The organism is Haloechinothrix alba (genome assembly GCF_900188115.1).
Taxonomy (GTDB): Bacteria; Actinomycetota; Actinomycetes; order Mycobacteriales; family Pseudonocardiaceae; genus Haloechinothrix; species Haloechinothrix alba.
This window is the reverse complement of the sequence record NZ_FZNW01000005.1, coordinates 200,504-212,598: the sequence shown is the minus strand read 5'-3', so window position 1 is coordinate 212,598 and position 12,095 is coordinate 200,504. Positions and strand designations below refer to the sequence as shown.

Here is a 12,095-nt window from a genome sequence, read left to right as displayed (position 1 = left end):
GGGTGCAGGTATGTCGGTCGACGATGGGGAACCGGAGCGCAGGCGCGCGATCCTGGACGCGGCGCTCGCATGCTTCACCGCGAAGGGCTTCTCCGCCACAACGGTCGACGACATCCGCATCCGGTCCGGGGCGAGCGTCGGGTCGATCTACCACCACTTCGGCGGTAAGGAACGGATCGCTGCGGCGCTCTACGTCGCGGGGATCCGGGACTACCAGGAGGGCACCCTCGCGGTGTTGCGCGAGCACCAGGAGGCCAGGGCCGGGATCACCGCGCTGGTCGGTCACCACCTGCGCTGGATCGCCGAGCACCCGGATCTGGCGCGTTTCCTGCTGCGGCGCCGCGAGACCGAGGTCGCGCTGGCCAATGACGGCGAACTGCGCGAGATGAACTGGGCGCTGTTCGAGGCCATCGCGGAATGGCTGCGACCGCACGTGGCGGCGGGCCGAGTCCGCTCGTTGCCGACCGACCTGTACAGCGCGCTGCTGATCGGGCCGAGCCAGGAGTTCGCGCGGCACTGGTTGGAAGGGCGTACCAAGAGCACGATCGAGCGAGCCGAGCGCAGCCTGGCCGAGGCGGCCTGGGCCGCTGTGTCCCTGGAAGGAGAGTGACGATGGCGACGTCGTACCCGGAAGCCCTCGAACAAGCCCGGCAGAGCACGCAGGAGTACGTGCGGGTCGAGCGCCACGGAGCCCGCGCGGTGGTGCGGATGGACGACCCTGACCGGCTCAACGCGCTCAGCGCACCACTGACGGTGCAGCTGCACGACGCGCTTCGCGACCTCGCGGCCGACCAGCAGCTGCGGTGCATCGTGCTCACCGGTACCGACCCCGCGTTCTCGGCCGGTGGGGACCTGAACCTGATGGCCGATACCGCGCATCCCATGATCGACGAGGGCGCGGGCGGGGCGACGTCGGTGTGGCGGTGGATCAGGGGCCAGTTCGGCGGCATCGCGCGCCTGCTCGCCGGTACGGACAAGACGGTCGTCGCCGCGGTGAACGGAACGGCGGCAGGCGTCGGGCTGGCGTTCGCGCTATCCTGTGACCTGGTCATCGCCTCGGAACGGGCGCGTATCGTCCCGGCGTTCGGCCGGATCGGCCTTGTGCCGGAGGTGGGCACCAGCTGGTTGCTCACCCGCAGGCTCGGCTACCAGCGGACGTTCGAGCTGTTCGCCTCCGGCCGGGAGCTGGACGGGGCGGAGGCGGCCGAGCTCGGGCTGGTCAACTCGACGACCCCCCACGATGAGCTGCTGACCACCGCGCACGGATGGTGCGATCGGGTGGAGGCGCTGCCCGAGCACGTCCCGGCGATGATGAAGCCGATGCTGCGGGCCGCGGCGGACATGAGCTGGGAGCAGGCGATGGCGATGGAGGAGTTCGCCGAGCCCATGTGCTTCACCACGAGCCCGCACCGCGGCGCGGTCTCCGACCTGCTGGGCAGGTGAGCGGGCAGCGCGTCACGTGCCGCTGCGCCGCACGGCCAGCGGGGCCTCGCATTGCGGCCGCCACGTGCCCAGGTGTAACCACTGGCGGCCCCACGGGTAGCTGACCAGCACCGTGGGCCGGACGCAGCGAGGGCAGGGTTGCGGGGTGGAGTCGATGGCCATGGCAGTCGATCCCTTCGGCTCAGGCGGCCGCGGAGAGCGTGGCCATCGCTTCCGCGCCCGCACGGCTGAGCAGTACCCGGCGGTCGAACGGGCCGCGCCGGGCCTCGATGGTGATCAGGCCGCGGTCGGCGAGCTGGTCGAGCACCGGCTCGTCCCAGGGCGGGACCTGGCCTGCCTCGCTCCCGTCCGGGCCCTGCCACCGGTAGCCTGCGGGCCCGCCCCAGGAGCCGATGTGGAACAGCAGCTCGTCGTCGGCCGCGCATCGGAGGAGTCGGAGTTCGTGGTCGGTCATAGCGCACCTCACAGCCTTATGACGTGTCCCACGTTCCCCCGTGATTCGTGGCCGCGCATCGCGTGGATTGCGGAGATGCCTACCTATTCCGGGTACGTACGTACCTCACAGCAGCAGTGCCCCGGCCGCGCCCGCGGAGATGACCACGGCCCAGGCCGGTACACGCCACGCGGCCAGTGCGACGAAGGAGACGGCGGCGACGGACATGGTGACCGTCGACGTCACGCCGGAAGTGAACACCGGCGTGTAGAGCGCGGCGGCGAGCAATCCGACGACACCGGCATTGACGCCCATCAGCGCCCGCTGAGCGAGCGGGTTCCGCCTGAGCTGCTCCCAGAGCGGTAGCGCGCCGATGACCAGCAGCGCAGAGGGCAGGAAGATGGCGAGCAGCGCGATCGCCGCGCCGATCGCCGCGGTCGGTACGGTCTCGGCGAATGCACCCAGGTATGCGGCGAATGTGAACAGCGGGCCGGGGACCGCTTGGGCCGCGCCGTAACCGGCCAGGAACGTCTCGTTGTCCACCAGCCCGGTCCGCACGGTCTCGGCCTGCAGCAGCGGCAGTACGACGTGCCCACCGCCGAAGACCAGTGACCCCGCGCGGTAGAAGCTGTCGACCAGGCGGACGATCCCGTCACCGGTCACTGCGGCAAGGACGGGCAGCGCCGCCAGCAGTGCGCCGAACGCGACCAGGCAGCCCGCCGCGGTCCCGCGCCCGATCCGCACGGCGAACGAGTCCTGCGCGTCCACCCGCTGGTCCGGGGTTTCGAGCCACAGCAGGCCTGCTATGCCGGCGAGCACGATCACCAGCGCCTGCGCGATCGCGGTGGGGGCCAGCAGGGCACCGACCATCCCGGCCACGGCGATGGCGGCGCGTTCCCGATCGGGGGTGAGGTTCCGGGCCATGCCGAGGACGGCATGCGCGACGACGGCGACCGCGGCTGCCTTGAGGCCGTCGATCCACCCCGCCCCGGCGTCCATGCCCACCGCCCGCGCGCCGTAGGCGAAGGCGACCAGCGCGACAGCCGAGGGCAGCGTGAACGCCGTCCATGCCGCGAGCAGTCCCCCGATGCCTGCTCGGTGCAGACCGATGGCCATACCCACCTGGCTCGACGCAGGCCCCGGAAGGAACTGGCAGAGTGCGACCAGGTCGGCGTAGGCGCGCTCGCTGAGCCACTGCCGCCTGCTCACGAATGTGTCCCGGAAGTACCCGAGGTGGGCGACCGGCCCACCGAACGATGTCAGGCCCAGGCCGAGGAACACGGTGAATACCTCGCGCGCCGTGCCGCGACGCCGGATGACCATGCGCACACCGTATCGGCGCCGGGCTGCGGGCCGGTGGCGGATGAACGGCCACGGTGCACCGCAGACGTATGGACTACTAGGCCGGTGCGGCTTCGCCGCCGGGGGTGACCACCAGCCACAGGCCGCCGTACTCGTCCACGTTGTGGCACTTCACCTCGCCGGGGTCCTCGTCGGCGTAGAAGTACAGCGGCCGGCCGGCGTAGGTGACCTGGACGCTGCCGTCGGCGCGCTCGGTCGTGCCGAGCAGGTCGTCCTCCGCGTCCCCGCCTGCGCGGGGAGCCCCGTCGGTCAGTACAGGCGGCCATGCGGCGGCGCACGCGTCGTAGCATTCCGGCTCGCTGCTCGTCTCCCGGTCGAACAGGTAGATGGCCTGTCCGCGCCCGTCGAAGAGCATCTCGCCGAACTCGCTGTCCTCCGTCGTCACCAGGGTGCCGGTATCGGCGTCGGTGGTTGCGGTCGTCTCGGCAGGGGTGCCGCCGGTTGCCGGGCCTGCCCCGGTCGTGCTACCGGGTTCCCCGGAAGGCTCGCTCCCGGTCCCGCAGCCGGACAGGGTCATCGCGAGCACTGCCGCCAGTACAGCGATGCGGCGCATCGGGTGCCTCCTCACCGCCCCGTGCGGGGCGCCGCGCTCCAGCGTAGCGCCCCGCACCGGGATTCACAGGCCGAAGGTCTTACCGATGATGTCCCGCTGGATCTCGCTGGTCCCGCCGTATACAGTGGACACTACTGTCGAGCGTAGTAGCGCCTCCATGCCGTACTCGGTGGCGTAGCCGTAGCCACCCATCATCTGCATGCCGTCCAGAGCCATCTGCTTGGCGAACTCGGTCGCCTTGAGCTTGGCCATGGACGCCTCGCGCGGCAGCATCGTGCCGGGATTGGCGTCGATCGTGGCTGCCACGTCGTGCACGAGCAGCCGGGTGCACTCCAGCTCGGTGGCGTGGTCGGCGATGCGGTGCCGCAGGGCCTGGAAACTGCCGACGGGCTGGCCGAACTGCTCACGCTCGCGGACGTAGGAGACCGTGTCGTCGAAGGCGCGCCGTGCCGTGCCGAGCATCAGCCCGGCCAGGATCATGCGTTCCAGGTTCAAACCGGCCATGAGCTGCTTCCAGCCCTGCCCCTCGGTGCCGACGACGGCGTCGGCCGGGAGCGTGCAGTCGGTGAGGAAGAGGTCGTTGACCTCCTTGCCGCCCATGGTCTCGATGCCGCGGATCTCCAGGCCCTCGGTGTCGGTCGGTACCGAGAACATGGTCAGGCCCGCGTGCCGGTCCTGCTGCGCGTCGGTGCGGGCGACGAGCAGGATGTTGTCCGCGATGTGCGCGTTGGAGCACCAGGTCTTCTGCCCGTTGATCACCCACTGGTCGCCGCGCCGCTCGGCCTTGCACGTCACCCCGGCGACGTCGGAGCCTGCCTCGGGCTCGGACATCGAGATTCCCAGTACAGAGCCGCCGACGACGGCAGGAAGTATCTGCTTCTTCTGCTGCTCGGAGCCGAACTTCTCGTAGGCGGACGCGGCGATGATCGTGGTGGCGAAGCCGCTGATCGGCGCTCGCCAGTAGGAGGTCTCCTCCAGGAAGATCAGCAGGTCCACCATGCCCTGCCCCGCTCCGCCGTACTCCTCGGCCACCGCGACGCCCAGCCAGCCGAGGTCGGCCATCTTGCGGTACAGCTCCACGCTGTGCGGGTGCTCTCCGTTACCGGTCAGCCCGTCCCGCTGCTCCTTGCTGCCCGCCTCGCGCCTGCAGAACTCGCCGATGGCCGCGGCGAAGTCGCGCTGCTCGTCAGTCGGTCGCACGATGAGTGCTCCTCTCCTCGAAGGGTGTTTCCGGTGCCCGGAGTCGTCAGACCAGCGGGCGGCCGGTGCGGATACGGCGGCGCAGGTCGGCGAGGCACAGGTTGTACGGGAACTGCCGCAGCGGGCGGGGGAGGCGCTTGACCACTGCCGCGATCACCGACATGAGGCGGTCGAAGCGCCGTTGCTGGCGCGGGGTCCAGGTCAGCCCCATCTCCTCGCGGAAGCGTTGCGGGAGGAACCCTGTGGTCACGAACCTGTGGAACGGCGCGAGGGGAACCCGCACGGCACCGGGCAGGAACCGCAGCATGACCAGGTCGTGCAGGTAGTCGCGCACGGTGTCGTCGATGGAGACCTGCTCGAGCCCCCACTGCCAGTACTCGGCGAACGCAGCGCGGTCGGCGGGCCACATCTCGGCCGGTACCTGCAGGGTCGTGCCGAGTGCCGCCGCGCGTGCGTAGATCTCGTCCTTGCTGTGCTCGTCGGGCTCGTCGAGAAGCGCGGCGCAGGTGTCCTCCACACCCTTGTACAGGCAGGCAGCCACCCAGAGCTGCAGCTCGGGGTCGAAGGCGTTGTAGGACACCGGGCTGGACTCACCGGAGCGCACGGCCGCGTGCGATCCGTTCACGGCACGGCGGTAGTGCGCCCGCTCGGTGTCGGTACCGAGCGTGGCTACCGCGAGGTAGGTCAGCGTGGTGCGGGTGCGCTTGACGGGGTGCCGGAACACCTGCCCGCTCTCCACTGTGCTCTCCACCACGCCGTAGCCGACGCCGGGCCTGCCGAGCTGCATGATCACGTTCGCCGTTCCGGCCAGCAGGCTCGCTCCGACGATGATGTCGTCCATCGCCGTCGAGCGAGCTTGGCTCGCATGTGTCATCGGGACCCCCGGGATCCGGAGAAATCTGAATACGGTCGTTATCAAATATGAGACGCCTCTACGGCCGGATCTGTCAAGATGGAACGCATGGGAAGCACATCGCTGCGCGTGTACGGGGGAGTGGCCGGTAACGACCGCAAGGCCGAGCGTCGTGCGCAACTCATCGAAGCAGGCCTGGAGCTGCTCGGGACAGGGGATGGTGAGCAGGGCGTGACCGTCAGGGGCGTGTGCAAGCGCTCCGGCCTCACCGCGCGCTACTTCTACGAGAGCTTCGCCGACCGGGACGAGCTCGCCGTGGCCGTGTTCGACCACGTCGTCTCCGGCATCGCCACTGCCACCCTTGAAGCTGTGGAGTCCGCCCCTTCCGGCACGCGCGCGAAGGTGCGGGCGGGTCTGGCCACCATCGTGCGCACGGTCGCGGAGGATCCGCGTCGGGGGCGGTTGCTGTTCTCGCCTGCGCTGAGCTCGACGGTGCTCGCGCACCGCCGCGTCGACTCCACCCGCATGTTCGCGCGCCTGCTCGGGGGCCAGGTGCGGGAGCACTACGGTATCGGCGGGTCGACCGCGCTCGACCTGATGACCGAGTTCCTGGTCGGAGGTCTGGCCCAGGCATTGACGTCCTGGCTCAACGGCGTGCTCGACCTCACCGAGGAGGGGCTCGTCGAGCATTGCCTCGAGATGTTCCTCGCGGTGCAGGGTGGGCGGTTGGAAACGAGCGAGGCGGCGGCAGTCAGGCGCGCAGGGGCAGGCTGACGGTCGCCGGGACGGCCCCGCAGCGCAGGCTCACGCCCGCGTGGGGATGGTCGGTCTGCGCTCGAGCAGCCATTCGACGAGCCCGCCGTCCAGGCGCCGTGCCGCCTTGCCCTTGCTGCGCAGCAGCCGCACCGCCGCGTACGGCCGCGCGCAGTAGGCGCTTCGGCCGTACACGACGATCTCGACATCGTCCGGGAGGGCACCGATGTGGTCGGTGAGCCGGTCGAACGGCAGGCACAGCGCCCCGTCGATGTGTCCGGCATCGAACTCCTCCTCGCCGCGCACGTCGACAACCACGACGGGGCCGGTGCGCAGGATGTCGGCGAGCTCGGCGCGCCCGACCGGTGCCTGCTCGTCGTCGCCGAGGAACTCGCGTGTCGCCCGTTCGGTTGCGGCAAGCTGGCTGTGCGCGACCCGCTGCACGGCCGCGAAGGCGTCCAGTACTTCCGTACCGGCCAGCCGGTAGTACACCCGGTTGCCGACCTTGCGATTGGTGACCAGCCCGCTCTGGTGCATGGTCTGCAGGTGAGCCGAGGCCGTTGTGATCTTCAGCGCCGCGGCTTGCGCGAGCGCCTCCACTGTGCGCTCGCCCTGCGCGAGGACGTCGATCAGTTCGAGCCGCTTGGAGCTGGCAAGCGCCTTGCCGACCCGAGCGAACTGCTGGTAGATCGACTCCCGTGCGGCAGAAGCCTCAACCATACCGATACTTTCTCATGGAGTACTGGAATTCCCGACCGTTCAGCCCTCCGCTTCGCCCAACCGGGGGATAGCGTGGGCCGTGACGTTCACGGCCGGTACCCCTCTGCGGTAATCGCCCCGTCGGTGCTGTAGAAGCCTTCGGCATCCACCGACGCGGCGAGCTGCTGGTACCCGCGGGTCCGGCCGTGCCGCCACATCACCATGTCCTGCAGGTCGAGCAGGTGTCTGTCCGCGGGGTTCGAATAGTTCATCGACAGCAGCAGGCCGCGCAGCCGTTCGACGAGCTCGGCCGGTGCCGTCGTGCCGACGGTGACGTTGCCGAGGTCGTAGGGCGCGGTCCGGGTCAGCACCCGTGTGCTGCGCGGCGGGAGCGTGTTCTCCCTCGTGAAGATCAGGTGGTTGAGGTCGATCACGGCGGCGGCGTCGACCGAGCCCGCCAGCAACGCCGCCGCGGCCGCACGCTCGGCCGTGTCGTCGTTTCCGTGCAGGCCGGCCCCCTCGTCGAAGTGCCGTACCGTGATGTTCTCCCCGGGAACCAGCCCGGAGTCCCGCAGGAGGGCACGAGGAAGGAGGCCTGCCTGTGGCGAGTCGACGGCACCCAGCCCGATGGTGTGCTCGGCCAGGTCGGTGGTCTTCTCGTAGGGGGAGTCCCGCCTGACCAGGATCACCGAGGTCAGGTCCTGGTCCGAGTCCCGCATGACCAGTGGCCACGCCGAGCGGCCCGCGGCCTTGGCGAGCCGCTCGGTCCTGATCCACGCGAGCGGGGAGTTCCACGCGGCGTGCACACGGCCGGCGACCAGCTCCTCGACCTGGAGCTCGTAGTGCGAGTAGAGCACGAAGTCGACGGGCAGCCCACGCTCCCTGAGCCACGTGCGTAGTGCCGTCCAGACGGTGACGACCTTCGGATCGTGGGCGACCGCGCCGAGGACCAGCGTCATGTCATCACTCCCTCAGCAGGGCGGGAGATGTACGGGAGCGGTGAAGCTCGATCGCGACACTGCACTATTCCATGGGTAACTGGACAATACACAGGGTAACTGTTAACGGTGCGTATGTCGAGAAACACTGTCTGACAACACGACCGTGACGGTGCGGTCCCGACCGGCGGTCACCGCAGGGCGGCAGGCGGCAGGTCACCCTCGTTTCCGAGCGGCCACCGATGCGGGTGCAGGCCGAGCCGCGTGAGCTCCTCGACCTGCAGGCGGCACCACGGCGACACCTCCTGCCTGCCAGCGAGCACATCGGAGACGACGCTGGTCCAGTCGGCCCACGCGAACTCGGCGACCTCGTCCGGGTCGGGCTCGGGAACCGCGCCGGTGCGCGCGCGGAAGACGGGGCAGATCTCGTTCTCGACCAGGCCGGAGGCCATGACAGCCCGGTAGCGGAACGCGGGCAGGATCAGCTCGGGTGGTTCGACGGTCAGCCCGAGTTCCTGCCGCAGTCGCCGGGTGACCGCGCCACCGAGCGACTCGCCCGGCTCCGGATGGCCACAGCAGCTGTTGGTCCACACCCCCGGCCAGGTGAGCTTGTCGTCGGCGCGCCTGGTGAGCAGGAACTGCCCGCGCGTGTCGAAGACGTAGCAGGAGAACGCCAGGTGTAGCGGGGTGTCCGTGCTGTGCACCTCGGCCTTGCCCGCGGTGCCCGTGCGGTTGCCCTGCTCGTCGAGCAGGACGACGCGTTCGTCCGACACCGGGGCTCCTCTCCACTCTGCGGAGGGTCCCGAGCCTACCGTGCCGGGGGTTCGTGCCTCACGGCTTGCGCCACACCGTGGCGACCGAGATCGGGTGGTGCCGGAACCGCTTCCACTGTGGCTTGACGGCGAGCCACTGCTCGTCGATGACGCCCTCGCGCATCTCGGCCAGCTGCCAGCCCGCGGCCAGCGCTGCGGTGACATGATCGCTGATCAGGTGCACCGTTGTGCTGATGGCGGTCGGCTCGCCGTCCGGCGGCGTGTAGTGCGTCGGCATACCCGCATGCATGATGAAGTGCGGGTGGTAACCGACGAGCACGAACACGCCACCGGACGCGGCGAGTCGCCACGCCTCCCGGTACAGCGGGGACAGATCCGCGAGGTGCTCGTCGACAAGGGACGCGACGACGAGGTCGTACGCGCCTCCGGCGAGACCGGTGTCGCGGACGTCGGCCTCGCCCAGGTAGTCGTGCGCGCCGCGAACCCGGGCGCGGTCGAGCATCTCCGGGGTGAGGTCCACCCCGTCCACGGCCGCGGCACCGCGTTCGCGCAGCCACGCTCCGGTGCGTCCGGTGCCGCAGGCGAGGTCGGCCACGCGCCGGGCCCGGTCCCAGGACGGTTCGGTGAGCCGGTCCAGCAGCCCGATGTCCATCACGTCCTCGACGGAACGCTCGTAGGTGCGGACCCATTCGCCGTAGCCGGAGCGCACGTCGACCGTCCGGTACCCGCGCGCGTCGAAGTCACTGAACAACATCACGCGCATTATCTGCCGTTGCGGGTGATGCGGCCAGCTGTTTTCGTGCCTGGCGGGTTGCCTCCGAGGCCGGTGGCCGCCTACCGGGAGGCCTCGGCTGTGTTGCTCTCCGGCATCTCCTCGAACTCCTTGCCCTTCGTCTCCGATATCGCCCTCGCGACGAACACGACGCTCAGGCCTGCGCACGCTGCGTAGATCCCGTAGGCGAGACCGACATCGCTGAGCACCGGGAAGGTCGTGGAGACCGTGAAGTTCGCCGGCCACTGCGCCGCGGCGGCGACATGGGGCCCTCGCCCGCGCTGGCCTTGAACGTCAGTGCAGCCGCGTGAGCGTACGGGCGCGGGGGAGGCGTCCCCGGCGGACGGGGAGTCGTCGCCACGGCTAGCGTGTGACCATGGCCCGGCCGACTCGTGAGGAACTGGAAGCCGCCCGCGACAAGACCATTCCCGATGTGATCGCGGCCGATCTCGCCGTGCTCTTCTGCGGGATCAACCCCGGCCTGTACTCGGGAGCGACCGGGTTCCACTTCGCGAGGCCGGGCAACCGGTTCTGGCCTGCGTTGCACCGGGCAGGCTTCACGCCACGGCAGCTGCGTCCCGGTGAGCAGGACGAGCTGCTCGGCCATGGCGTCGGCATCACCAACCTCGTCGCACGGACGACCGCGCGGGCCGACGAGCTCGGCACCGACGAGCTCCGCGACGGAGCCGAGCGCCTCGCGCGGCTGGCGGGGCTGTACCGCCCGCTGGCTGTCGCCGTCGTCGGGATCAGCGCGTATCGCGTGGCCTTCGCCCGGCCGCAGGCGCGGGTCGGCAGGCAACCACACGACCTCGACGGCGCGGAGCTGTGGGCGCTGCCGAACCCGAGCGGTCTCAACGCGCACTACCAGCTGCCCGCGCTCGCGGCGGAGTTCCGCGCGATCAGGCAGGCCGGTGCCGCGGGGGAACGATCCCGGTGATCAGCCATCGCCTGCCGCGATGTCCTCGTCCCAGACACCGGGGAACCGGTCGATGAACTCCCGCATCAGGCCCGCGCACTCGGCGTCGTCGAGCACCCGTACGTCCACGCCGTTGCCTGCGAGGAGGTTCTCTGTGGCCTCGAACGTGCGGTGTTCTCCGATGACCACCCGGGGAATCCTGTACAGCAGCACCGCTCCGGCACACAGGTGACACGGCGACAGCGTGGTGTACAGGGTGGACCGCCGGTACACGGGCGGGGCAAGGCGACCGGCGTTCTCCAGGCAGTCGGTCTCGCCGTGCCGGATCACGCTGCCCCACTGCACGCGCCGGTTGCGCCCCACGCCGAGCACGGAACCGTCCGCGACAAGGGCAGCGCCCACCGGTACGCCGCCCTCCGCCAGGCCGGTGCGGGCCTGCTCGATCGCCAGTCTCATGGCCCCGTCGTCGTTCATCGCCACACCTCGACCTCCTGACCGCTCGGTTCCGCGCACCGATCCGGTTACCGGTGCGCGCGCTGCCCCGCCGCGGCCAGGATGCGCTGCAGGTGCAGGCCGCGCCGGACGTCGCAGGGATGTTCGGGTTTGCCCGCGCGTACGTGCTCGACGAACTCGTCGAGCAGTGCCGCGTACGCTGCCGCGGGATCCTCCGGCTTGCCCGAGACGGTGCGGTAGCCGTGCCTGCCGTAGGCCGCGCATTCCAGCACCGTCGGCCGCATCGGCAGGGACAGCGACAGTGTCGCCGTGCTTGTGGCCCCGCAGGCGTGGCCGAGCAGCAGGTTCCACAGGTCGGGTGTGGTGTGCCGGGCGGCGAGCACCGAGGTGATCTCGCCGATACCGGCATCCAGCAGGTCGAGCGCGTGCGGGCCGATATCCGCGAGCGCACCCCCCTCGTGCCGCCACGGGGAGCTGTGCCCGCTCAGCAACGCGCCGGACAGCCACCGCAGGCTCGCACCCGCCCAGCCGTCGTGCGCGGCGAGCGAGTCCAGCCAGCTCCTGGTGCGCGACCAGTACCGCAGGGTCAGCACCAGCACGGTGGTGACCCCGGCAGCGGCGTCGGCCAGCCGCCCGGCCGCATCGACATCGGCTGCCAGCGGCTTCTCCAGGATGAGGTGCCTGCCTGCGCGGGCGGCGCGGACGGCCAGCTCCGCCTGCACATCGGGGGGAACGGCGAAGGCGACGGCGTCGCACCGCGCGAGCAGCTCGTCGACGGAGTCGCAGACCCGCGCCCCGGTGCCGGTGGCGAGCGCGGACGCCGCGTCCGGCCTGCGCGACCAGACCGCGGCCAGTGAGGTCCCCGGATGCCGGGCCAGCCCGGGAGCGTGTACCGCGCTCGCCCACGGTCCCGCTCCGATCAGCCCGACACGGACAGCCATGCCCCC

Annotated in this window: 16 protein-coding genes and 1 pseudogene; 4 read left to right on the top strand and 13 right to left on the bottom strand. The window is 70.4% G+C overall.

Features of this window, described 5'->3' with window-relative positions; translation table 11 throughout:
- The first annotated feature begins 10 nt into the window (after window positions 1–10).
- Both CHB84_RS06235 and CHB84_RS06230 read left to right on the top strand, forming a co-directional pair.
- Complete coding sequence (locus CHB84_RS06235) at window positions 11–610, top strand: TetR/AcrR family transcriptional regulator (protein WP_217898477.1); 600 nt, start codon at window positions 11–13, stop codon at window positions 608–610.
- A gap of 2 nt (window positions 611–612) precedes the next feature.
- Window positions 613–1,443: an enoyl-CoA hydratase/isomerase family protein gene (locus CHB84_RS06230; RefSeq protein WP_089300528.1), complete on the top strand. Its 831-nt coding sequence runs from the start codon at window positions 613–615 to the stop codon at window positions 1,441–1,443.
- Window positions 1,444–1,455: 12 nt separating this feature from the next.
- Here CHB84_RS06230 and CHB84_RS22770 read toward each other — a convergent pair whose 3' ends face one another.
- The 6 genes from CHB84_RS22770 to CHB84_RS06205 all read right to left on the bottom strand — a co-directional run bounded on the left by CHB84_RS22770 (window position 1,456) and on the right by CHB84_RS06205 (window position 5,865).
- Window positions 1,456–1,605: a hypothetical protein gene (locus CHB84_RS22770; protein ID WP_176439804.1), complete on the bottom strand. Its 150-nt coding sequence runs from the start codon at window positions 1,603–1,605 to the stop codon at window positions 1,456–1,458.
- Window positions 1,606–1,624: 19 nt separating this feature from the next.
- Window positions 1,625–1,897 carry a hypothetical protein gene (locus CHB84_RS06225; protein WP_089300527.1) on the bottom strand — a complete coding sequence of 91 codons (273 nt, stop codon included), beginning with the start codon at window positions 1,895–1,897 and terminating at the stop codon, window positions 1,625–1,627.
- Window positions 1,898–2,002: 105 nt separating this feature from the next.
- On the bottom strand, window positions 2,003–3,199 hold the full coding sequence (gene chrA / locus CHB84_RS06220) for a chromate efflux transporter (RefSeq protein WP_089300526.1): 1,197 nt from the start codon (window positions 3,197–3,199) through the stop codon (window positions 2,003–2,005).
- A gap of 76 nt (window positions 3,200–3,275) precedes the next feature.
- Window positions 3,276–3,791 (bottom strand): COG4315 family predicted lipoprotein, encoded by a 516-nt coding sequence (locus tag CHB84_RS06215; protein ID WP_089300525.1) that lies wholly within the window; start codon window positions 3,789–3,791, stop codon window positions 3,276–3,278.
- A gap of 63 nt (window positions 3,792–3,854) precedes the next feature.
- Entirely contained in the window at window positions 3,855–4,991 is a 1,137-nt protein-coding gene (locus CHB84_RS06210; RefSeq protein WP_089300524.1) for an acyl-CoA dehydrogenase family protein, read from the bottom strand.
- Window positions 4,992–5,037: 46 nt separating this feature from the next.
- Window positions 5,038–5,865, bottom strand: a complete 828-nt coding sequence (locus CHB84_RS06205) for an oxygenase MpaB family protein (RefSeq protein WP_089300523.1) — start codon at window positions 5,863–5,865, stop codon at window positions 5,038–5,040.
- Between the two features lie 87 nt (window positions 5,866–5,952).
- On the opposite strand from CHB84_RS06205, the gene CHB84_RS06200 reads away from it, so the two are divergent.
- Window positions 5,953–6,618, top strand: a complete 666-nt coding sequence (locus CHB84_RS06200) for a TetR/AcrR family transcriptional regulator (RefSeq protein WP_089300604.1) — start codon at window positions 5,953–5,955, stop codon at window positions 6,616–6,618.
- A gap of 30 nt (window positions 6,619–6,648) precedes the next feature.
- On the opposite strand, the gene CHB84_RS06195 is transcribed toward CHB84_RS06200, so the two are convergent.
- The 5 genes and pseudogenes from CHB84_RS06195 to CHB84_RS22295 form a co-directional block, all read right to left on the bottom strand.
- Window positions 6,649–7,317 (bottom strand): ArsR/SmtB family transcription factor, encoded by a 669-nt coding sequence (locus CHB84_RS06195; protein WP_089300522.1) that lies wholly within the window; start codon window positions 7,315–7,317, stop codon window positions 6,649–6,651.
- 86 nt (window positions 7,318–7,403) lie between these two features.
- Window positions 7,404–8,255 (bottom strand): phosphate/phosphite/phosphonate ABC transporter substrate-binding protein, encoded by an 852-nt coding sequence (locus CHB84_RS06190; protein WP_089300521.1) that lies wholly within the window; start codon window positions 8,253–8,255, stop codon window positions 7,404–7,406.
- A gap of 170 nt (window positions 8,256–8,425) precedes the next feature.
- A complete protein-coding gene (gene idi, locus CHB84_RS06185) occupies window positions 8,426–9,007 on the bottom strand; it encodes an isopentenyl-diphosphate Delta-isomerase (RefSeq protein ID WP_089300520.1) in 582 nt (193 codons plus the stop codon).
- Window positions 9,008–9,065: 58 nt separating this feature from the next.
- Window positions 9,066–9,761, bottom strand: a complete 696-nt coding sequence (locus CHB84_RS06180) for a class I SAM-dependent DNA methyltransferase (protein WP_217898476.1) — start codon at window positions 9,759–9,761, stop codon at window positions 9,066–9,068.
- Between the two features lie 80 nt (window positions 9,762–9,841).
- Window positions 9,842–10,057, bottom strand: a pseudogene (locus CHB84_RS22295) (MFS transporter); the annotation flags it as partial.
- A 98-nt stretch (window positions 10,058–10,155) separates the two neighbouring features.
- On the opposite strand from CHB84_RS22295, the gene mug reads away from it, so the two are divergent.
- Window positions 10,156–10,716 carry a G/U mismatch-specific DNA glycosylase gene (gene mug, locus CHB84_RS06175; protein ID WP_089300519.1) on the top strand — a complete coding sequence of 187 codons (561 nt, stop codon included), beginning with the start codon at window positions 10,156–10,158 and terminating at the stop codon, window positions 10,714–10,716.
- Here mug and CHB84_RS06170 read toward each other — a convergent pair whose 3' ends face one another.
- On the bottom strand, window positions 10,717–11,169 hold the full coding sequence (locus CHB84_RS06170; RefSeq protein ID WP_089300602.1) for a nucleoside deaminase: 453 nt from the start codon (window positions 11,167–11,169) through the stop codon (window positions 10,717–10,719).
- A gap of 47 nt (window positions 11,170–11,216) precedes the next feature.
- Entirely contained in the window at window positions 11,217–12,089 is an 873-nt protein-coding gene (locus tag CHB84_RS06165; RefSeq protein ID WP_089300518.1) for a Gfo/Idh/MocA family protein, read from the bottom strand.
- Window positions 12,090–12,095: the final 6 nt, after the last annotated feature.